Here is a 21,166-nt window from a genome sequence, read left to right on the forward strand (position 1 = left end):
GGCGTGATGCGCAGCCGCTCGGTGCCGCGCGGCACCGTCGGATAGTTGATCGGCTGGATGTAGATGCCGTGGACGCCGAGCAGGCGGTCGCTGGCCATCTTGCACAGCTCCGGATCGCCGACCAGCACCGGCACGATGTGGGTGGCCGATTCCATCACCGGCAGCCCGGCCGCGGCGAGAACCTGCTTGGTCCTGGCTGCCTGGCGCTGCTGCGCGTCGCGCTCGGCCTGCGAGCGCTTCAGATGCCGGATCGAGGTGGTGGCCGCCGCCGCGATCGCCGGCGGCAGCGCGGTGGTGAAGATGAAGCCCGGCGCATAGGAGCGCACGGCGTCGATGACGGCGCTGGCGCCGGCGATGTAGCCGCCCAGCGTGCCGAAGGCCTTGGCCAAGGTGCCCTCGATGATGTCGATGCGGTCGGCCAGCCCCTCGCGCTCGGTGATGCCGCCGCCGCGCGGCCCGTACATGCCCACCGCATGCACCTCGTCGATATAGGTCATGGCGTTGTAGCGCTCGGCGAGCTCGACGATCTGCCGGATCGGCGCGATGTCGCCGTCCATCGAATAGACGCTTTCGAACACGATCAGCTTGGCGCGCTCGCGGCCCGCCGCCTGCAGCAGGCTTTCCAGATGCGCGACGTCGTTGTGGCGGAAGATCTTCTTCTCGGCGCCCGAGCGCCGCACGCCCTCGATCATCGAGGCATGGTTCAACTCGTCCGAGATGATCAGGCAATTGGGCAGGAGCCTGGCGATCGTCGAGATCGAGGCCTCGTTGGAGACGAAGCCGGAGGTGAAGACCAGCGCCGCTTCCTTGTCGTGCAGGTCGGCCAGCTCATGCTCGAGCTCGACCAGCGGGTTGGACGTGCCGGAGATGTTGCGGGTGCCGCCGGCGCCCGAGCCCATCTTGCCGGCCGCGGTCTGGAAGGCGGTAATCACATCGCCGTTCTGGCCCATGCCGAGATAGTCGTTGGAGCACCAGACGGTGATTTCCTGGGCGCGGCCGTTCGAGCGCCAGATGGCGCGCGGGAACTTGCCCACGATGCGTTCGAGGTCTGCGAAAACCCGGTAGCGCCGCTCCGCATGGAGCTGGTCGATCGCGTCTTCGAAGAACCGCTGGTAATTCATGTCGGCTTCCCAATTTTGCGCCGGATCATAGTCACCGGCCTGATGCTCGTCCACCGGACCAAACCGGTCAAAATGCCACGCCCCGGGCCTGTTCCTAACGCTGCCGGATCGTGGCCTATTCCCCCCAGAATGTGTGAACGAGGGTGTGAACCAGTTTCGTTTCGGTACGATGCCTCGGGCGGGAGGAACTGTTACAGACTTAACATTCAGGGAGGCTAATGCATATCGCCCAAAAGTGCACAGCGGTTTTGGGGGAACGACATGCATCAAAACAAAACGTAAGGCGCGTCGACTGTATCCATTTCGACGCGCTTTAATGGGCTTGCGGCGGGGTTTCCAGCACGGTGGCTGTTGAGACAGTTTCCGATAAATCTTGATCAGCGAGGTGGATGATGACGGTTTTGGTAACAGGCGGTGCCGGCTATATCGGCAGCCACATGGTCTGGGAGCTTCTCGACGCCGGCGAAAGCGTCGTCGTGCTCGACCGGCTTTCCACAGGCTTCGAATGGGCGGTGGCGCCCGAGGCGAAGCTCGTCGTCGGCGACGTCGCCGACCGTGAGCTGGTCGGCCGGATCATCCGGGAAAACAAGATCGACGCCATCATCCACTTCGCGGGCTCGATCGTGGTGCCGGAATCGGTCGCCGATCCGCTCGGCTATTACGAGAACAACACCTGCAAGACCCGCACGCTGATCGAAACCGCGGTACGTGAGGGCGTGCCGCATTTCATCTTCTCTTCCACTGCCGCCGTCTATGGCGGCGCCGGGCTGGAACCGGTGCGCGAGGACGCGCGCCTGGCGCCTGAATCGCCCTATGGCCTCTCCAAGCTGATGAGCGAATGGATGCTGCGCGATGCCGCCATCGCGCACGATATCCGCTACACGGCGCTGCGCTACTTCAACGTCGCCGGCGCCGATCCGAAGGGCCGCACCGGTCAGTCGACGCCGGGCGCCACGCATCTGATCAAGGTCGCCTGCGAGACCGCGCTCGGCAAGCGGCCCTTCATGCAGGTCTTCGGCAACGACTATCCGACGCCGGACGGCACCTGCATCCGCGACTACATCCATGTCAGCGATCTCGCGGCGGCGCACCGGCTGGCGCTGCAGCGGCTGCGCGAAGGCGGCGAGAGCCTCGTCGCCAATTGCGGCTACAGCCACGGCTATTCGGTTCTCGAAGTGATTGAGAGCGTGCGCCGCGCCTTCGGCCATGATTTCGATGTCCGCATGGGTGACCGCCGTCCGGGTGATGCCGCCGCAGTCGTCGCCAATTCCGAGCTTGCCCGCAAGGAGTTCGGCTGGGCGCCGCAGCGCGACGACCTCGACCAGATCGTCAAGGATGCGCTGGCCTGGGAGCGCATCCTGACGGGCAAGAATTCGGTGCGGAGCTAGGGCAATTCCAGGAAAAGTGCGTAGCGGTTTTCCGTCCGAAATTGCGTCAAAACAAATAGCTAGAGCATTCGCCGTTTCCGTGAAACGGTGAACGCTCTAGCCGCAGCAAGCTGTTGGGCCAAGGGCTCGTCCGACCTGTCGATACGCGCTATTGAGAGCCTAAAGGCGGTGCGTGGATGCGCGCCGCCCGGTTCGGTTATCGAGGGGGCGGCATGAAAATTATGGTGCTCGGAGCCGGCGTCGTTGGCACGGCGGCCGCCTACTATCTGGCTAGAGACGGCCATGAGGTGACGGTCATCGAGCGCCATGAGGCGGCGGCGCGCGGCACCAGCCAGTCGAATGCCGGCCTTGTCTCGCCAGGCGACGCCACCGCCTGGGCTTCGCCCGCGGCGCTGAAGACCTTCCTGCGGGCGCTGTGGAACCACGATCTCGGCATCAAGGTCAGGCTGCGCCTCGATCCCTATTTCTATGCCTGGAGCCTGCGCTTCCTACGCGAATGCACGGCGACGCGCCTGCGCGCCAACACCGACATCAAGCTCCGGCTCGCGCTCTATTCGCGCGATTGCATCAACGCGCTGTCGGACGCGACCGGCATCCAATACGACGAGCGCAAGAAAGGCATCCTCTACTTCTTCCGCTCGCAGAAGAGTTTTGACACCGGCGCCGACAATTACCGCTATCTCGGCGAGCACGGCCTGCCGATCGAGATCGTCGGCCGCGACCGTCTGGCCGAGCTGGAGCCGGGCCTCGCCGGCGTGAAGGACAAGATCGCCGGCGGCATCTATTCGCCGATCGACCAGACGGGCGATTCCAAGCAGTTCGTCGACAAGCTTGCCGCCTACGCGGCCGAGAAGCTCGGCGTCAAATTCCTGTTCGGCACGACCGTGCAAGGCCTCGATATCGAGGGCGATCACGTGCGCGCGGTGATGACCTCGGCCGGCCCGGTTACGGGCGACGCCGTCGTCATCTCCATGGGACCGGAAAGCGGCCTCATCGGCCGCCGCTACGGCATCGACCTGCCGGTCTATCCGGTGAAGGGTTACACGGCGACCATCCCGCTGGAGGACGAGAGCAAGGGCCCGACCATGGGCGGCGCCGACGAGGACCGGCTGATCGGCTATTCGAGGCTGGGAAACCGGCTGCGGATGTCCTCGACGGCGGAATTCACCGGCTTCGACCGCGCGTTCAAGCCTCGCGATTTCAGAACCATTCTGGAGACCGGCAAGGACCTTTTCCCCGGCGCCTTCGACGAGAAGAAAGCTGTATTATGGGCAGGCCTGAGGCCGATGATGCCGAATTCCGTGCCCATCTTCGGCCAGGCGAAATACCGCAACCTCTATCTCGATACCGGCCACGGCCATCTCGGCTGGACCATGGCCTGCGGCTCGGGAAGATTCCTGGCCGACCTCGTCGCCGGCCGCAAACCTGAGATCGATCCGCAGGGGCTGCTTTACGCCAATTGAGGGCAATCATCTTAGCAGTGATAACTTGCGGCATGTTTGGCGAGTCGCCAATTGCCGAGGCAGGCGCTGCCCCTCATCCGCCTGCCGGCACCTTCTCCCCGTTAAGTGACGGGGAGAAGGGGGCTAGCCGAAACGGCTGCGCACTGTTCTGCATCGCTGGCGATTGGCGAAATCGTCAAGACAGCGTCTTTCTCCCCGTCACTATACGGGGAGAAATGCCCGGCAGGGCAATGAGGGGCGGCGCCGACCGTCAGATAATGGCAAGCATCTGGGCGCAGATCATGTCCCGACGACCCGCTGCCACGATCGCGCGTAATCGTGCCAAGCCGGATCGGCGGATGGTTCGGTCAGCTCGCCTTCGCTCATGACGTTAGCGCTATCCGACGCCAGCAGCGCCGCGCCGATGCTGGTTCCGGTCGAGGTCTCCGATGCAATAACGTGCCTGCCTGTCGCTGCCGCCAGCATGCGGATGAAGAGCCGGTTCTGCGCGAAAGGCCCTTCGACCGTCGTCGGCCCGTCGCCGCCTATGAGGTCAAGGCAAGTCGCAGTCATCAGCGCCAGATAGAACGAGATGGCGGCGAAGCGCTGGCCGGGATTCAGTCCCTCGGCGTTGCGCCACTGTGCAGGCTGGTGCGGGAAGGGGCCGGAGCCTTGCTGAGTGGAAGGCAGCAGCAAGGCTTTTCGCGCCAGCACAGCGGCGACATCGCTCTCGCTCCAGTCCTGAGGCTGGCCCCCGGTCAACAACGAGAATTCGCGCCCGCCCATGAAGCGGGCCGAAGGCACGGGGTCGCCGAGCGCGTTGACATTGACCAGCGTGTCGCGCGCCGGGTCGAGCTCGACCTTCCTGCCGCCGACGGCCATCGACACCACCCAGGTGCCGGTCGAGACGACGGAAAAAGGCGGCCGATCGGACAAAAGATGCGGCAGCAGCGAGGCGTTGGAGTCGTGCAGGCCGCAAAAGACGGGAGTCGCGGGGTCGAGTCCGGTCTGTTGCGCGATCGCCTGCAGGATCGGCCCCAGTCGGTCTCTTGCCGGCCGCACCGGTGCCATCAGCTGGCGCCAGCCCATCTGGTCGACCAGCGACGAATAGTCGGCCTGCCAGGGGTTCCAGAGATCGGTATGGCAGCCGAGCGATGTCACTTCGTTGGCGGCGACACCGGTAAGCCGCAGCGCCCAGTACTGCGGATACATCAGGATCGCGGCGGCGCGCGCGAACTCGGCAGGAAAGCGCTTCTGCTGCCAGAAGAGCTGCGCGCCGATGTTGAGGCCGGCCGGCAGGCGCGGCGTGCCCGTCTCGGCAAAGGGCGGACGGACCGCATCATAGTTCTGCGCAAGTTCATCGGTGCCGGTGAATTCATAGTCGATCGCCGGAAGCGCAAGCCCGCCTTCGGCATCGACCAGCACCGCGGTCGCGCCATGGGTGGTGATCGAGATGGCGTCGATGGGCTGCTCGCGGTGGAGGTCGGAGAGGCTTTCGAGGATGAAGGCCCACAATCGCTCGACATCGTGATGCGGGTAGGGGCCGTCCGCGATGACGGCATTGGCCGTGCGGCGAAGCGCTACTTCGGCCATGCGCGCGAGGTCGACCAGCGCCAGCTTGGCGTTGGTCTTGCCGATATCGATGACGGCGACAATCATGCCATATGGAACATTGTTTCCAGCGGCACCGCCACCGGCTCGTTGTCGGGTTTGGTCTCCATGACGTCGGCCATATGCGCCCACCAGCGCTGCATCACCGGATGCTTGGGCAGATCGGCCATGCCGTGATCGCTGCTGCGCCACAATACCCCGAACAGGATGCTGGTCTCCTCATCGAGATGGATCGAATAATCGGAGACGCCGGCCTGCTTCAAAAGCGCGACCAGCGACGGCCAGATCTCTTCATGGCGCCGCTTGTATTCGGCCTTCATGCCGGAGTTGAGCTTCATCTTGAAGGCGTATTTCTCCATCAGGCGAAGCGTCCTTCGCGCAGGCGGCGCCACACGATGGGCAGCGCGATCACGATGATCAGCAATAGCCCGATGAAGATCGACATGACGATGCCCGGCACGTTGAGCAGGCCGAGTCCGAACGTCACCAGCCCCATGATGAAGGCGGCGAGCACGACGCCCAAGATGCTGCCAGCGCCGCCGAGGATCGAGACACCGCCCAGCACCACCATGGTGATTGCTTCCAGCTCATAGCCCTGCGCGATCGAGGGCCTTGTCGAGCCGAGCCGCGAGGTGATCAGCACCGAGGCGATGCCCGACATCAGCCCGGTCAGGCAGAACAGGATGAATTTTATGCGGCCGACGCGCACGCCGGAGAACTGGCAGGCGACCGGATTGTTGCCGATGGCAAAGACCTTCCGGCCAAAACTCGTGCGATGCAGCACGAACCAGTAGATGAGCGCCGCGACGAGGAACAGCGCCAGCTCGAACGAGAAAACCCACCAGACATAGCCCTGGCCAAAGAACGCAAAGCTCTCCGGATAGCCCTTATAGGCCTGGTCGCCGAGGATGATGAAGGCGATGCCGCGGAACAGGCTCATCGTACCTATGGTGACGACGATGGAAGGCAGACCGAGCCGCGTCACCAGCAGCCCGTTGAAGGCGCCGCAGCCCAGCCCGACAACGACGCCGATTGCCACCAGCACCGGCGTGCCGGCGCCGGACTGCACCGCCATGCCCATCATGGTCGAGGCGAGCGCCACGATCGCCGCGACCGAAAGATCGATCTCGCCGGAGATGATCAGCAGCGCCATGGCAAGCGCGATCAGGCCCTTTTCTGTGAAGTTGAAGGTGAGGTCCGACAGCGACCATGGATCAAGGAAATAGGGCGAGGCGAGGCTGTTGACCGCGAAGATGAGAACCGCGATGACGACGAGCAGTGCCTCCCAAGAGAAGATCGCGGAAGAGAGCGGCTTGTCGAGCCGGTCCGGTATGCGGCGTGGGTGAGGAGTGTCGCTCATGCCGCTTCCGCCTTTCTCAGGATGATGCGGCCCTGCCGGCGCTCGCCGCGCGCGTTGAGCACCACGGCCAGGATGATGGCGCTGCCCGAGATCGCCATCTGCCAGAAGGGCGAGATGTTGATGACCGGCAGCGCGTTGGAGATGATGCCGAGAAACAGCGCCCCTAGCACCGCGCCGCCGACCGAGCCGATGCCGCCGGCGATCGAGATGCCGCCGATCACGCAGGCGGCGATGATGTTGAGCTCATAGCCGTTCGCAACCTCGACCGAGGCGATCACATAGCGCGAGATCCACAAGTATCCGGCGAGCCCGCCGATCATGCCGGAAATGCAGAAGACGATGAACTTGGTGCGGCCGACATCGATGCCGGCATAGACCGACGCGGTCGGATTGACGCCGATGGCATGGATCGAGCGACCGATCTGCGTGCGCGTCATCACCAGGAAGAACAGCGCGATGACTATGATAGCGATCCACGACAGCACCGGCAGGCCGAGGAAGGCGGCGCGCTGGAAGTTGATGAAGTCCGGGCTCATCTGGTCGGCATTGACCCAGGCGCCGCCGGACACGACGAAGGTCGCGCCGCGATAGATGGTCAGCGTGCCGAGCGTCACCACGATCGAGGGGATGTTCAGCCGCCACACCAGGAAGCCATTGATGGCGCCGAGCACCAGCCCGACGAACAGTGCGATGGCGATCAGCACCGGGATCGGGATCGCCGGATGCGCGGCGTTGAGCATCGCCACCACCATGCCGGTGAAGCAGAGGTTGGACGCCATCGACAGATCGATCGAGCGCGTCAGGATCACCACCATCTGTCCCAGCGCCAGGATCATCAGGATCGAGGTGTCGTTGAACACCTGGCGCAGATTGGCCGGGTCGGCAAAGCCAGGGAAGCGCGTGGAAATCAGGCCGATCAGCACGGCGATGCCGGCAAGCAGCCAGATCTCGCGGTATTTGAGGAAGTTCTTCATGCCGCGATCCCCGCTGCGGTTCGCACCAGCGTTTCGGCGTCCAGCCCCTTGTTGTCGTAGACCGAAGCGATGCGGCCCTCGCGCATGACCACGACCCGGTCCGACATGCCGAGGATTTCGGGCAGCTCGGACGATACCATGATCACAGACAGGCCTTGCGCGACGAGCTCGGCCATGAAGCCGTGCACGGCGGCCTTGGAGCCGATGTCGATGCCTTTGGTCGGCTCGTCGAGGATGATCACTTTGGGCGTCGTGGCCAGCCATTTGGCGATGACCACTTTCTGCTGGTTGCCGCCGGAAAGCGTGCCGACGTCCTGGCTGAGCGATGAGGCGCGCAGGTCGAGCCGCTCGGTGTAGGAGCGAGCAAGCGAGAATTCTTCCGCGAGCCTCAGCACACCGGATTTCGAGGTGCGCGCCAGCGACGGCAGCGACACGTTCTGGAAGATCGGCAGGCCGATCACCACGCCCTGCTTGCCGCGCTCTTCCGGCACATAGACGATGCCGGCCTCGATGGAATCAGCCGCTGATTTCGGCGTGATTGAGTTGCCGTCCAGCGAGATGGTGCCTCGGCTCGTGCGGGTGATGCCGGCGATCGCCTGCATCACCTCGCTGCGCCCGGCGCCGACCAGGCCGTAGAAGCCGAGGATCTCGCCCTTGCGCAATTCGAAGCCGATGTCGTCGAACTCGGTAGGGTGTGAGAGTCCAGCGACAGAAAGCACCGGCGCGCCGATCTTCGGCTCGCGCTGCGGAAAAATGCGGTCGACGTTGCGGCCCACCATCATGCGCACGATCTCGTTCTGGCCGGTGTCTTTCAGCAGGCCTTCGCCGACCATCTCGCCGTCGCGGAAGACGGTATAGCGGTCGGCGATGCGGTAGATCTCGTCGAACTTGTGGCTAATGAAGAGCACCGCCTTGCCTTCGCTCTTCAGGAATTCGATCAAGAGGAAAAGCTCTTCGATCTCCTTCATCGAAAGGGCGGCGGTCGGCTCGTCCATGATGACGATGCGCGCATCGATCGACATCGCGCGAGCAACGGCAACGAGGTGCTTGTTGGCGATGCCGAGGTCCTTCAGCCGCGTGTCGGCATCGATATGGCCGGCGCGCATCGTCTCCAGCACCTCGCGCGCATCTTTGCGCATCGTGCGCCAGTCGATGGTGCCGAGGCGGGTGCGCGGCGCATGGCCGAGGAAGATGTTTTCGGCGACCGACAGGTCGTCGAACAGCACCGTCTCCTGATGGATGGCGGTGATGCCGTGGCCGAAGGCGGCGTGCGCGCTGGGCAGCGTCGTGGCCTGGCCGTCGATGCTGATTTCGCCGGTGTCGGGTTGGTAGATGCCGGTCATGATCTTGACCAGCGTCGACTTGCCGGCGCCGTTCTCGCCGATCAGCGCCGTGACTTGTCCGGGATAGAGCGACAGGCTGACATTGTGCAGCGCGCGCACGCCCGGGAAACTCTTGGAGATGCCGGTGAGCGTCAGGCGCGGAGCCTTACCCTCCCCCTTGTGGGGAGGGTCGCGAACGACGTGAGCGGGTTGGGGGTTGTCTAGCATATCAAGTTAAGGTCCTGGTGCATGGAGATGTCGCCACCCCCCACCCCGTCTCGCCGGCTTTGCTTCGCAAGACCGTCTCGCCGACCCTCCCCACTAGGGGAGGGTACTGGCGTCCGAGATCAATAGATCTTGGAGAACTTCTCGATGTTGGTCTTGTCGAACTGGAAGGGCGGAGCCATCGCGGCCGAGTTGGTGTCGTCGAGCGTCACCTTGCCGACGCGGCCGATCGACAGCGTGGCGCCGGGCTTGGCCTCTTCCTTCTTCACTGCGAGGTCATGGGCCAGATAGATGGCCGAGTAGCCGAGGTCGATCGGATTCCACAGGGCGACCGCCTGGCTAGCGCCGTTGTCGATGAACTTCTTGAACTCGGACGGCAGCGCCAGGCCGGTGACGTTGACCTTGCCGATCAGGTTCTCATCGGTCACCACCTGCGCCGCGGCGACGACACCGACGGTGGTCGGCGCGATGATCGCCTTGAGGTTCGGATAGGACTTCAGCAGGCCCTTGGCTTCATCGGTGCTCTTAGCCGAATCGTCGTCGCCATAGACGGTGGCGACCAGCTTGATCTTCGGGAACTTCTCCGGCAGCACCTTCTTGGCCGCTTCGATCCAGGCGTTCTGGTTGGTCGCGGTCGAGGAGGCCGAGAGGATCGCGACGTCGCCGCCTTCCGGCAGGTAGTCGGCGGCGAGCTTGATGATGGTCTCGCCGATCAGGCCGGTGTCGGACGGGTTGAGGTGGAGCTGGCGGCCTTCCTTGGCGACGCCGGAATCCCACGAGATCACGGTGATGCCGCGATCCATCGCCTTCTTCAACACCGGCACCAGCGCGTCGGCGTCATTGGCCGAAACTGCGATCGCGTTGACCTTCTGCGCGATCAGCGAGTTGATCACCTCGATCTGCGCTTCCGCTGTCGCCTTGGTCGGGCCGGTGTAGATGACGTCGACGTCGCCCAACTCCTTGGCCGCTTCCTCGGCGCCCTTGTTGGCGGCGTCGAAGAAGCCGTTGCCGAGCGACTTCACGACCAGCGCGATCTTGACGTTCTCGGCATAGGCGGCATTCACGAACATGGCGGCGGAAAAGGCCGCCGTTACCAGCAGTTTCTTCAAAAAGCTCATCGAATATCCTCCCTTGAGCGTTGCATTCCATCGCCGCTGCGGGCGCGAGTTCACCTCAGGCCTGCAGTGAAGATTCTTCCTTGTTGCTTGACTGTTTGCTGGCGACGATCAGCGCCACGCCTGCTGTCTCCAGCATCTTGGCTTCCCGGTCCTCGATGCCGTCATCGGTGATCACCGTTGCGATGCGCGACAGCCCGCACAGGATCAGGCTGGAGCGCATGCGGAATTTCGAGGAATCGACCAGCACCACCAGCTCGTCGGCCTGGTCGATCAGTTTCTGCTCGGCCTGGATCAAGAGCGGGTCGCCCTCCATCAGCCCGAGCGGTCCCAGGCCTTGAGCGCCCATGAACATGCGGCGCGCATAGAAATTGCGCGTCACGTCATTGTCGAAGGGCGACAGGATGATGTTCTGCTCGCGGTAGATCGTACCGCCCGACAGCATCACCGTGTTCTTCGAGTGCTTTAGCAGGTGCTCGGCGATCGGGAAGGAATTGGTGAAGATCGGCATGCGGCGCCCGGTCAGGAAATGCACCATCTGGAAGGTGGTGGTGCCGCCATTGATGATGATCGGCTCGCCATCCTTGCAAAGGTTCACCGCTTCCCGCGCGATCGCACGCTTCTGCGCCGCGTTCAGCGTCTCGTTGACGGAAAAAGGCCGGCCGGCAAGGCCGATGAACTGCGGCGGCGAGATCGCCTCGGCGCCGCCGCGCACCCGGCGCAGGCGCTTTTGCACGTGGAGGGCCGCGATGTCGCGCCGGATCGTTGCCTCGGAGGAGTCCGTCAGATCGACCATCTCCTGCACCGTCACCACAGGCTTTTCCTGGACGGCGGACAGAATGATCCTGTGGCGCTCTTTTTCGTGCATGGTTCCTCCCTGCCAGGCCATCAGGCACTAGAAAACGCGCAGTGTCAATCATTTCCGATCATATAATTTCATTGTGCAGTGCAATATGATCGATATTGATCGTTTGTGATTGACAAGTGCGCCGCTTGCGTAGACATTCCCGGCGAGAAAAGAGGAGCGCACGGTCCGCGCTTCAAGGGAGGATACCTATGCTCGACAAGCGCTCCGGCTCGCGCCTCGCCAATCTGTGGGACGATGCAAAAGCCGAAGGGATGAGCGGCCCCGAGCTCCTGGTCTATCGCTCGAACACGCTCGGCTCCGACAAGCGCGTCACCAACTATGGCGGCGGCAACACCTCCTCCAAGGTCTGGCAGAAAGACCCGCTGACCGGCGAGGAGGTGGAAGTCCTGTGGGTCAAGGGCTCGGGCGGCGACAGCGCCTCGATCAAGCTTGACGGTTTCGCCACCCTATACATGGACAAGCTGCGCTCCATTAAGGAACTCTATCGCGGCGTCGAGCATGAGGACGAGATGGTGGGCTATCTGCCCCACTGCACCTTCAACCTCAATCCGCGCGCCGCCTCGATCGACACGCCGCTGCATGCCTTCGTACCCAAGGCTTGCGTCGACCACATGCATCCCGACGCCATCATCGCCATTGCCGCCGCCAAGGATTCCAAGGCGATCACGAAGGAGATCTTCGGCGATGCCATCGGCTGGCTGCCCTGGAAGCGGCCGGGCTTCGAGCTCGGCTTGTGGCTGGAGAAATTTTGCCTCGAAAATCCCGACGCCAAGGGCGTGGTTCTGGAAAGCCACGGCCTGTTCACCTGGGGCGACACACCGAAGGAATGCTACGAAACCACGATCTCGGTGATCAATCAGGCGATCGACTGGTTCGAGCGCAAGTCCCAAGGCAAGGCGATCTTCGGCGGCGAGGTGGTGAAGTCGCTCGACGCACCGGCGCGCCGCGCCATTGCCGCGAAATTGATGCCGAGGATCCGCGGCCTGATCTCCGAAAAAAGCCACAAGCTCGGCCATTTCGACGACCAGCCGGCCGTGCTGGAATTCGTCAATTCGAAGGATTTGCGGCCGCTGGCGGCGCTGGGCACGTCTTGCCCCGATCATTTCCTGCGCACCAAGATCCGGCCGCTGGTGATCGAGTTCGATCCGAAGAACCCGGATGTCGACGCCGTCATCGCGCGCCTCGCCGACGACATCGCCGAATACCGTGTCGGCTACCAGGCTTATTACGACGCCTGCAAGCACGCGGACTCGCCTGCCATTCGCGATCCGAATGCGGTTGTCTATCTGATGCCGGGCGTCGGCATGTTCACCTTCGCCGGCGACAAGGCCACGGCGCGCATCTCCGGCGAGTTCTACGTCAACGCCATCAACGTGATGCGCGGCGCCTCGACCGTCTCGTCCTATGTCGGTTTGCCGGCGCAGGAAGCTTTCGACATCGAATACTGGCTGCTCGAGGAAGCAAAGCTGCAGCGCCTGCCGAAGCCGAAGGCGCTGGCCGGCCAGATCGCGCTGGTCACCGGCGGTGCCGGCGGCATCGGCCGCGCCACCGCCAACCGGCTGCTGCGCGAAGGCGCCTGCGTGGTGCTTGCCGATATCGACGAGGCGGCGCTCGCCAGCGCCAACGAAGAACTCTCGAAGGCTTATGGCAAGGACTTCGTCCGTCCGGTACGCATCGATGTGACATCGGAAGATCAGGTGACTGCGGGATTCGCTGAAACTTCGGTCGAATTCGGCGGCGTCGACATCCTGGTTTCCAATGCCGGCCTGGCCTCTTCGGCGCCGATCGAGGAGACGACGCTGGCGCTCTGGAACAAGAATATGGACATCCTGTCGACCGGCTATTTCCTTGTTTCGCGCGAGGCTTTCCGGCTGTTCCGCACCCAGAAGATCGGCGGCAACGTCGTCTTCGTCGCCTCCAAGAACGGCCTTGCCGCTTCGCCCAATGCCGCTGCCTACTGCACGGCCAAGGCGGCCGAGATCCATCTCGCGCGCTGCCTCGCGCTCGAAGGCGCGGAGGCGCAGATCAGGGTCAACGTCGTCAATCCCGACGCGGTCCTGCGCGGCTCCAAGATATGGAGCGGCGAGTGGAAGGAACAACGCGCCGCCGCCTACAAGATGTCGACCGACGATCTCGAGGAGCATTACCGCTCGCGCTCGATGCTGAAGCGCTCGGTCTTCCCGGAAGACATTGCCGAGGCGATCTACTTCTTCGCCTCCGACATGTCGGCCAAGTCGACCGGCAACATCGTCAACGTCGACGCCGGCAACGCGCAGAGCTTTACGCGGTAAACTATCGACGGCGGCGCTGCCCCTCACCCTTACCCTCTCCCCGTGAAGAACGGGGAGAGGGGGCGCCAGCGCTGGAGCTTCTTCCTTCTCCCCGTCACTATACGGGGAGAAGGTGCCGGCAGGCGGATGAGGGGCAGCGCCGACCGAACGCATTTGGGAGGAAATTGCAGTGTCCGAACAGATCATTTCCGCCGACCTCGTCGTCAGGCACAACGTCGCGCGAAAAGCCGACCTCGAGCGCGACTATGCCTCGCTTGGCGAGCGCCTCGACCGGCGCGGCATCGCCATCGATGCCATCCGCGACAAGGTCGAAGAATTCGGCGTGGCGATCCCGTCCTGGGGCGTCGGCACCGGCGGCACGCGCTTTGCCCGCTTTCCCGGCGCCGGCGAGCCGCGCGACATTTTCGACAAGATCGAGGACTGCGCCGTCATCAGCCAATTGACGCAGGCGACGCCGACCGTCTCGCTGCATATCCCGTGGGACAAGGCCGATCCGACCCGGCTGAAGCAGGCGGCGTCCCGCTTCGGCCTCGGCTTCGACGCCATGAACTCCAACACCTTCTCCGACGCCAGGGATCAGAAGCTCTCCTACAAATTCGGCTCGCTCTCGCATACCGATGCCGGCACGCGCCGGCAGGCTGTCGAGCACAATCTCGAATGCATCGAGATCGGCAAGACGCTCGGCTCGAAGGCGCTGACGGTGTGGATCGGCGACGGCTCGAACTTCCCCGGCCAGGTCAATTTCGCAAAGGCCTTCGAGCGCTATCTCGATGCGATGCGCGAAATCTATGCCGGCCTGCCGGCCGACTGGCGGCTGTTCACCGAGCACAAGATGTACGAGCCAGCCTTCTATTCGACCGTCGTGCAGGACTGGGGCACCAACTACATCATCGCCAAGGAGCTTGGCGACAAGGCCTACTGCCTGGTCGACCTCGGCCATCACGCGCCCAACGTCAACATCGAGATGATCGTGTCGCGGCTGATCCAGTTCGGCAAGCTCGGCGGCTTCCATTTCAACGATTCCAAATATGGCGACGACGACCTAGATGCCGGCTCGATCGATCCCTACCGGCTGTTCCTGGTCTTCAACGAGCTGGTCGATGCCGAGCTTTCGGGCGCGAAAGGATTCAATCCCGCGCATATGCTCGACCAGAGCCACAACGTCACCGATCCGATCGAGAGCCTGATGCTGTCGGCGGTCGAGGTGCAGCGCGCCTATGCGCAGGCGCTGCTGGTGGATCGCAAGGCACTGGAAGGGTTTCAGGAAGAGAACGACGCGCTGATGGCGACGCAGACACTGAAGGCGGCTTACCGCACCGATGTCGAGCCGATCCTTGCCATGGCGCGGCTCGGGACCGGCGGCGCCATCCATCCTGTCGCCGCCTATCGCGAGGCCGGCTACCGGGCGAAAGTGGCGGCGGAACGGCCGGCGGTCGCCAGTGGCGGCGGCGGGGTTGTTTGAAGGCGAAATCCCGGATCACCTCGGACAAATCTTCGATAATTGTAGGCGTTGGCGCTGCCCCTCATCCGCCTGCCGGCACCTTCTCCCCGTATAGTGACGGGGAGAAGGGGGCTGGCCGCAAAGATGGCGCCTTTCTAAGCGACGCTGGTGATTGGCGAAATCGGCGATGAGTGCGCCCCTCTCCCCGTCACTATACGGGGAGAGGATGCCGGCAGGCAGGTGAGGGGCGGCGCCTGCCTTGAAAATAGAAACTGGGCAGAGCGTGTCTGCCTTATTCAATTGTTATTGGACTAACGCGCTCCGAGGGGCTTTCCTAAGCGTCCCCACCCCGGAGAGTCCCCGCCATGCATCTCACCCGCCGGACGCTGATCGCCGTCAGCCTTTCGCTCACCTTTGCCTTCACGCCATCGGTCGCCGTCTTCGCCGCTTCGCCCGCTCCGGCCAAGGGCGAGCATGGCATGGTGGTGACCGCCCAGCATCTCGCTACCGAAGTCGGTGTCGAGGTGTTGAAGAAGGGTGGCAACGCGGTCGATGCCGCTGTCGCGGTCGGCTATGCGCTGGCCGTCGTTTATCCGAATGCGGGCAATATCGGCGGCGGCGGTTTCATGACCATTCGCCTGAAGGACGGCCGCTCGACCTTCATCGATTTTCGCGAACGCGCCCCGCTCGCCGCCACCAAGACCATGTATCTCGACAAGGACGGCAAGCCGATCAAGGGCGCCAGCCTGGACGGTTATCTCGCGGTCGGCGTGCCGGGCTCCGTGGCCGGCTTCGAGCTGGCGCGCCAAAAATACGGCACGCTCCCCCGGCAGGACCTGATGGCGCCGGCAATTGCCTATGCCAAGGACGGCTTCGTCCTCAACCAGGGCGACGCCGCTTCCTTCGCGAGCAAAGCCGACCGGCTGGCCAAGGATCCGGCCGCGGCAGCAATCTTCCTCAAGCCCGACGGCAAGCCTTACGCCGCCGGCGAGCGGCTCCCGCAGCCGGACCTCGCCGCGTCGCTTTCGGCGATTTCCGAGAAGGGACCAGACGCCTTCTACAAGGGCGCAATTGCCGACGCGATCGTCAAGGCAAGCGGTGCCAAGGGCGGCATCCTCGCCAAGGGTGATTTCGAGCAATATGCGGTGCGCGAGCTGAAGCCCGTGACCTGCTCCTATCGCGGCTACGAGATCATCTCCTCGCCGCCGCCGAGCTCGGGCGGCGTCATCATCTGCGAAATCCTCAATGTGCTCGAAGGTTATCCGCTGTCCTATCTCGGCGCCGGATCGGCCGAGACGGTCCATGTCATGGTCGAGGCCATGCGCCGCGCCTATGTCGACCGCAATTCCGCGCTGGGCGATCCGGATTTCGTCGACAATCCGGTCTCGAAGCTGCTCGACAAGGGCTACGCCAAGGACATCCGCGACAAGATCGATCCGTTCCGCGCCGGCGTCTCGAAGGACCTGATGCCCAAAGGGTTCGGCGAGTCGAAGGAGACCACCCACTACTCGATCATCGACAAGGACGGCAATGCGGTGGCGGTAACCTATACGCTGAACGGCTCCTTCGGTGCCGGCGTGGTCGCCGACGGCACCGGCATCCTGCTCAACAACGAGATGGACGATTTCACCCAGAAGCCCGGCGTGCCCAACCTCTACGGGCTCGTCCAGGGCGAAGCCAACGCCATCCAGCCGAAAAAGACGCCGCTGTCCTCGATGAGCCCGACCGTGGTCACCAAGGACGGCAAGCCGTTCATGGTCATCGGCAGCCCCGGCGGCTCGCGCATCATCACCATCACGCTGGAAGCGATCGTCAACGTCATCGATCACGGCATGAACATCCAGGAGGCGATCGACGCGCCGCGCATCCACCATCAATGGCTGCCCGACACCGTCTATGTCGAGCCGTTTGGGCTCTCGCCCGATACCGAAAGGATGCTTGCCGGCATGGGCTACCATCTCGATCTTGCCGACCAGACCTGGGGCCAGGCGGCCGGCATCCTGGTCGGCGGCAAGAGCCTGGCCGAGATCGAGAAGGGCGGCGGCGCGCGCTACAATGGCGCCGTCGACAGCCGCGCCGCTGCCGGCGAGGCGTTGGGTTATTGATTGATCAGGCGACCAACGTGATGGTCGAGGCGATCAGCAGCACGGCGGCGATGCCGACGAACAGCGCATAGATGCGCGGCCGGTCGAGCAGCAGCGCATTGCCCGAAATCCAGGCGGAGGTGGCGCCGCCGAGTGCGAACAGGAAGCCGTTGCGGTGGCCGAAGGCCATCGACGCGGCCATCAGGCCGCCGATGATCAGCGCGCCGAATACGATGATGACGGCGACCGCGTATTTCTCGAAATCATTGCCCGCGCCCATCGCCGGCCCCATCGCATTGAGATTGGGCAGGTCATCCGGATCGTAGGGGTTGGCCGAGCCGTATTCGTCTTGACCGAGGGATTCGCGCATCATTCGTTCTCCGCAGGGCGGCAACAAACCATCAACGCTTGCCGAGCGCAACCGCCAACGCCATTGCGGCTATGCGTTCGCCCCCGGCTGGTGCCGACGTGCCACGGTTTCCCGGCGAGCCTCAACGGCCGAGGGTGCGCGGCGGTTCCACGCGCTTGATCTATCTGGAAAAATCGCCGCGCACGATGCCGTGCCGCTGCAGCTTGTCGTAGAAGGTCTTGCGCGGGATGCCGAGCGCCTCGATCGTGCGCCGGACGTCGCCGTCGTTGCGACCAAGTGTCTCGCGGATGATCTCGGCCTCATAGCGCTCCAGCCGCTCCGGCAACGGCAGGGAGGCATCCGAATCGATCGGCTGAGGCGAAGGGCTCCCATCGACCTCCTCGAGTCCCAGCACGAAGCGCTCGGCAAAATGCGCGAGCTCGCGCACATTGCCCGGCCAGTCATGCTCTCTCAGATGGCGCTGCACAACGGCCGGCGCCGCGGGCACGGGGCGGTGGAAGCGGGTGGCGGCGCGCTCGGCGAAATAGCCGAACAACAATGGCACGTCGTCCCGGCGTTCGCGCAGCGGCGGGATCGAGAGCGTCACCACATTGAGCCGGTAGTAGAGGTCCTCGCGGAAGACGCCGCGCTGGCTCGCGTCGCCGAGATCGACCTTGGCGGCGGCGACGACGCGCAGGTCGACCGGCCGTATCTCGTTGGTGCCGAGCGGCGTCACTTCCCGCATTTCCAACACGCGCAGCATCTGCACCTGCGTCGAGGGCGGCATGCTTTCGATTTCGTCGAGGAACAAAGTGCCGCCGCTGGAATGCTCGATGCGCCCGACGCGCTTCTTCTGCGCACCGGTGAAGGCGCCGGCTTCATGGCCGAACAATTCGCTTTCGATCACGGTCTCCGGCAGCGTGCCGCAATTGAGCGCGACGAAATTGCCCTTGGCGCGGCGGCTCCAGCGGTGCAGCAGGTTCGCCACCACCTCCTTGCCGGAGCCGGTTTCGCCGGTCACCAGCACATCGACATCGGTGTCGGCGATCTGCCGCAGCGTCCGGCGCAGCCGCTCCATCGCCGGTGTCTGGCCGATCAGCGGCAGGCCTTCCTGCGCCTGCTCGGCCGCCTCGCGCAAGGCGCGGTTCTCCATCACCAGGCGGCGTTTTTCCGCCGCGCGCCACACACTTTGCGCCAACCGGTCGGCTGCGAAGGGCTTGGTGATGAAATCATAGGCGCCGTCCTTGATCGCCTTGACTGCCATGGCGATGTCGCCGTGCCCGGTGACCAGGATGACGGGGATATCCGGGTCGAGGTCGACCACGCGGTCGAAGAGCTGCAGGCCATCCATTTCGGGCATGCGGATGTCCGATACCACGACGCCGGCAAAGCTCGCGTCGAGGTCGGCGAGTGCTTCTGTTGCCGAGGCAAAGGCTGAGACAGCAAAGCCGGCGAGCTCCAGCGTCTGCTTTGTCGCCCTGAGGAGGTCGCTGTCGTCATCGATCAGGATGACCGGATTGCCGTTCGTCATATCGGGTCAGCCTTGGAGAGATGGATGGTGAAGCGGGTGCCCTGATCGCTGCTCGCCACCTCGATGCGCCCGCCATAGTCGGCGACGATGTCCTTAGAGATGACGAGGCCGAGCCCGAGCCCCCTTTCCTTCGACGTGTTGAACGGCGTGAACAGCGATTTCAGGATGGTCTGCGGAATGCCCGGCCCGTTGTCGGATACGATCAGCGCAACGTCGTCGGACGTTTCTGAGGCGGACACTTCGACCCGTGCGTCGTCGCGACCCTCCAGTGCTTCCAGCGCGTTCTGGAACAGGTTGATCAGCACCTGCTCGAGCCGCAGCCGGTTGCCCAGCACCTTGAGCGTTGGCGGCGGCAGCGCGATCGCCAGCGCCTCCAGCCGGCCGGCAAAGCGGCTCCTGAGCAGCACGACCGCACCCTCGATGACGCTGCGCAACTCGACCGGCTCCGCCGCCGTGCGGCCCTTGCGGGCGAAGGCCTTCAGCTCGTCGGTGATCGAACCGATGCGCTCCGTCAACGCGGCAATGGCGCCGAGGTTCTCCTCGGCCGACGCGGTCTGCTTGCGATCGAGGAAGACGCGCGCATTGTCGGCATAGGCGCGGATGGTGGCGACCGGCTGGTTGATCTCATGCGCGACGCCGGCGGCAACCTGGCCGAGGGTCGCGAGACGGTTGGCCTGTACCAGATCCTGCTGCATGACCTGGAGTCTCGCTTCGGTGCTGCGGTGATCGGCGATTTCGGCCTGCAGCCGGTCGCGCGCCAGGCTGAGGTCCTGGGTGCGCTCGACGACTCGGCGTTCGAGCTCCGCTCGCGCCGCCTGCTCGGCGGCAATCCGCATCTGGGCGGACTGGCGGCGCCACAACAAATAGGCGGCTAAAGCGAGGAGCGGAACGAGGACGCCGAGAGCCAGGAGCCGCATTTCGCGCTGCGCCGAAGCAATCGGCGTCTCTGCCGGGACCAGATAGTCGAGCCGCCAGGGTGTCGAAGGCACGGCCGTGGACAGCCGCAGATATTCCGCGTCGCTGCCGCCAGGGGTGATTGCATGGACCAGCGCGACATCGCCGCTGAGCGCCTGTGGCTTCGTGATCGGCAAGGGCACCAGCGGCGCGTCGCCGAACTGCTGGCTGGCGCGGATGTCAGCCATCGCCGCGGCGGCCAGCGGCGCCGTCGTCATGAAACGCCAGGAAGGCACGCTGGTGATCAGCACCACGCCATGCTCGTCGGAGACATAGGCCGGACGGCTCGCCTCGTGCCAGTCAGCCTCGAGCTGGTCGAACTCCATCTTGACGACGACGACGCCGAGCGCAGCGGAAGCGCCGTCGACACGGCGCGAAATGTAGAGGCCGGGACGCTTGCTGGTATTGCCGAGCGCGAAATACTCGGCGGTGCCGGACTGCATGGCGCCGGAGAAATAGGCGCGAAAACCGTAGTCGTTGCCGACGAAACTCACCGGCTCGCGCCAGTTGCTGGAAGCGATCGCCAGCCCGTCAGTGCCGGTGACATAGAGGACGGAGGCCTTGGTGCCGGAGACCAGCCCTTCGAGCTTGCGATTGAGCACGTCGATCGAGGCGGGGCTGCGCTCGGTCAGCGCGTCATGCACCTGCTGGTCCTCGGACAGGAGCAGCGGCAGCGCGCGCGGATTCTCCAGCACGGCGCGCAGCAGCGCGACCTTCAGATTGGCATCGGTACGCCCTTGCGCGGCGAGCGCCTCGATCTCGGTCGTGCGCCCATAGAGGCCGGCGCCGTAGAGTGCTGCGAGCACGATGAGGAGCGCCACCGCCGCAAACAGCAGCCAGGCACGCCGCGCCCGCCCGGCGAGCAGTTCGGGCGTCAAGGAGAGGGCAGCGGCGGGGCGTTGCAGCATGCCGCATTTGTGCATGATTTCGCACAAAGCACAATTCGACCTATGCGGATCGCCGCACGGTATTCTTGGGAGTCGAGGATCGCCGGTTCGAAAAAACCAACAGAATCAATGAGAGACGCTTCGAGGCGGAAACTGGCACGCCCATTGCAAATGCATCCACAGCAGCCGCGAGGCTGTGGAGG

Annotated in this window: 16 protein-coding genes; 5 read left to right on the forward strand and 11 right to left on the reverse strand. The window is 64.1% G+C overall.

The window, feature by feature from the left end; all coding sequences use genetic code 11:
- Window positions 1-1,121, reverse strand: a 1,121-nt coding sequence (gene hemA / locus EOA38_RS03495) for a 5-aminolevulinate synthase (RefSeq protein ID WP_127298464.1), incomplete at its 3' end; no start/stop codon positions are given.
- A gap of 392 nt (window positions 1,122-1,513) precedes the next feature.
- On the opposite strand from hemA, the gene galE reads away from it, so the two are divergent.
- Both galE and EOA38_RS03505 read left to right on the forward strand, forming a co-directional pair.
- Complete coding sequence (galE, locus tag EOA38_RS03500) at window positions 1,514-2,509, forward strand: UDP-glucose 4-epimerase GalE (protein WP_127298450.1); 996 nt, start codon at window positions 1,514-1,516, stop codon at window positions 2,507-2,509.
- A 212-nt stretch (window positions 2,510-2,721) separates the two neighbouring features.
- Window positions 2,722-3,972, forward strand: coding sequence for a D-amino acid dehydrogenase (locus EOA38_RS03505; RefSeq protein ID WP_127298451.1), 1,251 nt, complete (start codon window positions 2,722-2,724; stop codon window positions 3,970-3,972).
- Window positions 3,973-4,251: 279 nt separating this feature from the next.
- On the opposite strand, the gene EOA38_RS03515 is transcribed toward EOA38_RS03505, so the two are convergent.
- From EOA38_RS03515 to EOA38_RS03545, 7 genes are all read right to left on the reverse strand, one after another.
- Entirely contained in the window at window positions 4,252-5,610 is a 1,359-nt protein-coding gene (locus tag EOA38_RS03515; RefSeq protein WP_127298452.1) for an FGGY-family carbohydrate kinase, read from the reverse strand.
- Entirely contained in the window at window positions 5,607-5,921 is a 315-nt protein-coding gene (rhaM, locus tag EOA38_RS03520; RefSeq protein WP_189434439.1) for an L-rhamnose mutarotase, read from the reverse strand. Before rhaM ends, EOA38_RS03515 begins: the two co-directional genes overlap by 4 nt.
- Window positions 5,921-6,922: an ABC transporter permease gene (locus tag EOA38_RS03525; protein ID WP_127298453.1), complete on the reverse strand. Its 1,002-nt coding sequence runs from the start codon at window positions 6,920-6,922 to the stop codon at window positions 5,921-5,923. Before EOA38_RS03525 ends, rhaM begins: the two co-directional genes overlap by 1 nt.
- A complete protein-coding gene (locus EOA38_RS03530) occupies window positions 6,919-7,896 on the reverse strand; it encodes an ABC transporter permease (RefSeq protein ID WP_126090250.1) in 978 nt (325 codons plus the stop codon). Before EOA38_RS03530 ends, EOA38_RS03525 begins: the two co-directional genes overlap by 4 nt.
- Window positions 7,893-9,446: a sugar ABC transporter ATP-binding protein gene (locus EOA38_RS03535; protein ID WP_245480746.1), complete on the reverse strand. Its 1,554-nt coding sequence runs from the start codon at window positions 9,444-9,446 to the stop codon at window positions 7,893-7,895. Before EOA38_RS03535 ends, EOA38_RS03530 begins: the two co-directional genes overlap by 4 nt.
- 119 nt (window positions 9,447-9,565) lie before the next feature.
- Entirely contained in the window at window positions 9,566-10,561 is a 996-nt protein-coding gene (gene rhaS, locus EOA38_RS03540; RefSeq protein WP_042637283.1) for a rhamnose ABC transporter substrate-binding protein, read from the reverse strand.
- Between the two features lie 55 nt (window positions 10,562-10,616).
- A complete protein-coding gene (locus tag EOA38_RS03545; protein ID WP_127298454.1) occupies window positions 10,617-11,426 on the reverse strand; it encodes a DeoR/GlpR family DNA-binding transcription regulator in 810 nt (269 codons plus the stop codon).
- Window positions 11,427-11,614: 188 nt separating this feature from the next.
- On the opposite strand from EOA38_RS03545, the gene EOA38_RS03550 reads away from it, so the two are divergent.
- The 3 genes from EOA38_RS03550 (at window position 11,615) to ggt (ending at window position 17,263) form a co-directional block, all read left to right on the forward strand.
- The gene (locus tag EOA38_RS03550) at window positions 11,615-13,717 is read left to right on the forward strand and encodes a bifunctional rhamnulose-1-phosphate aldolase/short-chain dehydrogenase (RefSeq protein WP_127298455.1); all 2,103 of its coding nucleotides are present in this window, start codon (window positions 11,615-11,617) and stop codon (window positions 13,715-13,717) included.
- Between the two features lie 169 nt (window positions 13,718-13,886).
- Window positions 13,887-15,179: an L-rhamnose catabolism isomerase gene (gene rhaI / locus EOA38_RS03555; protein ID WP_127298456.1), complete on the forward strand. Its 1,293-nt coding sequence runs from the start codon at window positions 13,887-13,889 to the stop codon at window positions 15,177-15,179.
- A 344-nt stretch (window positions 15,180-15,523) separates the two neighbouring features.
- Window positions 15,524-17,263 carry a gamma-glutamyltransferase gene (ggt, locus tag EOA38_RS03565; protein ID WP_127298457.1) on the forward strand — a complete coding sequence of 580 codons (1,740 nt, stop codon included), beginning with the start codon at window positions 15,524-15,526 and terminating at the stop codon, window positions 17,261-17,263.
- A gap of 4 nt (window positions 17,264-17,267) precedes the next feature.
- On the opposite strand, the gene EOA38_RS03570 is transcribed toward ggt, so the two are convergent.
- The 3 genes from EOA38_RS03570 to EOA38_RS03580 form a co-directional block, all read right to left on the reverse strand.
- On the reverse strand, window positions 17,268-17,615 hold the full coding sequence (locus EOA38_RS03570; RefSeq protein WP_245464817.1) for a hypothetical protein: 348 nt from the start codon (window positions 17,613-17,615) through the stop codon (window positions 17,268-17,270).
- A gap of 157 nt (window positions 17,616-17,772) precedes the next feature.
- A complete protein-coding gene (locus EOA38_RS03575; RefSeq protein WP_127298458.1) occupies window positions 17,773-19,122 on the reverse strand; it encodes a sigma-54 dependent transcriptional regulator in 1,350 nt (449 codons plus the stop codon).
- On the reverse strand, window positions 19,119-20,984 hold the full coding sequence (locus EOA38_RS03580; protein ID WP_127298459.1) for an ATP-binding protein: 1,866 nt from the start codon (window positions 20,982-20,984) through the stop codon (window positions 19,119-19,121). The genes EOA38_RS03575 and EOA38_RS03580 overlap by 4 nt, the downstream gene beginning before the upstream one ends.
- Window positions 20,985-21,166 lie beyond the last annotated feature (182 nt).

The sequence above is a fragment of the Mesorhizobium sp. M1E.F.Ca.ET.041.01.1.1 genome (genome assembly GCF_003997355.1).
Taxonomy (GTDB): Bacteria; Pseudomonadota; Alphaproteobacteria; order Rhizobiales; family Rhizobiaceae; genus Mesorhizobium.

Coding starts and splice junctions, on each gene's coding strand:
- EOA38_RS03535 (WP_245480746.1), bottom strand. CDS start 9,446: ATGCTAGACAACCCCCAACCCGCTCACGTCGTTCGCGACCCTCCCCAC.
- EOA38_RS03575 (WP_127298458.1), bottom strand. CDS start 19,122: ATGACGAACGGCAATCCGGTCATCCTGATCGATGACGACAGCGACCTC.
- EOA38_RS03545 (WP_127298454.1), bottom strand. CDS start 11,426: ATGCACGAAAAAGAGCGCCACAGGATCATTCTGTCCGCCGTCCAGGAA.
- EOA38_RS03580 (WP_127298459.1), bottom strand. CDS start 20,984: ATGCTGCAACGCCCCGCCGCTGCCCTCTCCTTGACGCCCGAACTGCTC.
- EOA38_RS03515 (WP_127298452.1), bottom strand. CDS start 5,610: ATGATTGTCGCCGTCATCGATATCGGCAAGACCAACGCCAAGCTGGCG.
- EOA38_RS03525 (WP_127298453.1), bottom strand. CDS start 6,922: ATGAGCGACACTCCTCACCCACGCCGCATACCGGACCGGCTCGACAAG.
- ggt (WP_127298457.1), top strand. CDS start 15,524: ATGCATCTCACCCGCCGGACGCTGATCGCCGTCAGCCTTTCGCTCACC.
- EOA38_RS03505 (WP_127298451.1), top strand. CDS start 2,722: ATGAAAATTATGGTGCTCGGAGCCGGCGTCGTTGGCACGGCGGCCGCC.
- galE (WP_127298450.1), top strand. CDS start 1,514: ATGACGGTTTTGGTAACAGGCGGTGCCGGCTATATCGGCAGCCACATG.
- rhaM (WP_189434439.1), bottom strand. CDS start 5,921: ATGGAGAAATACGCCTTCAAGATGAAGCTCAACTCCGGCATGAAGGCC.
- rhaS (WP_042637283.1), bottom strand. CDS start 10,561: ATGAGCTTTTTGAAGAAACTGCTGGTAACGGCGGCCTTTTCCGCCGCC.
- EOA38_RS03550 (WP_127298455.1), top strand. CDS start 11,615: ATGCTCGACAAGCGCTCCGGCTCGCGCCTCGCCAATCTGTGGGACGAT.
- EOA38_RS03570 (WP_245464817.1), bottom strand. CDS start 17,615: ATGATGCGCGAATCCCTCGGTCAAGACGAATACGGCTCGGCCAACCCC.
- EOA38_RS03530 (WP_126090250.1), bottom strand. CDS start 7,896: ATGAAGAACTTCCTCAAATACCGCGAGATCTGGCTGCTTGCCGGCATC.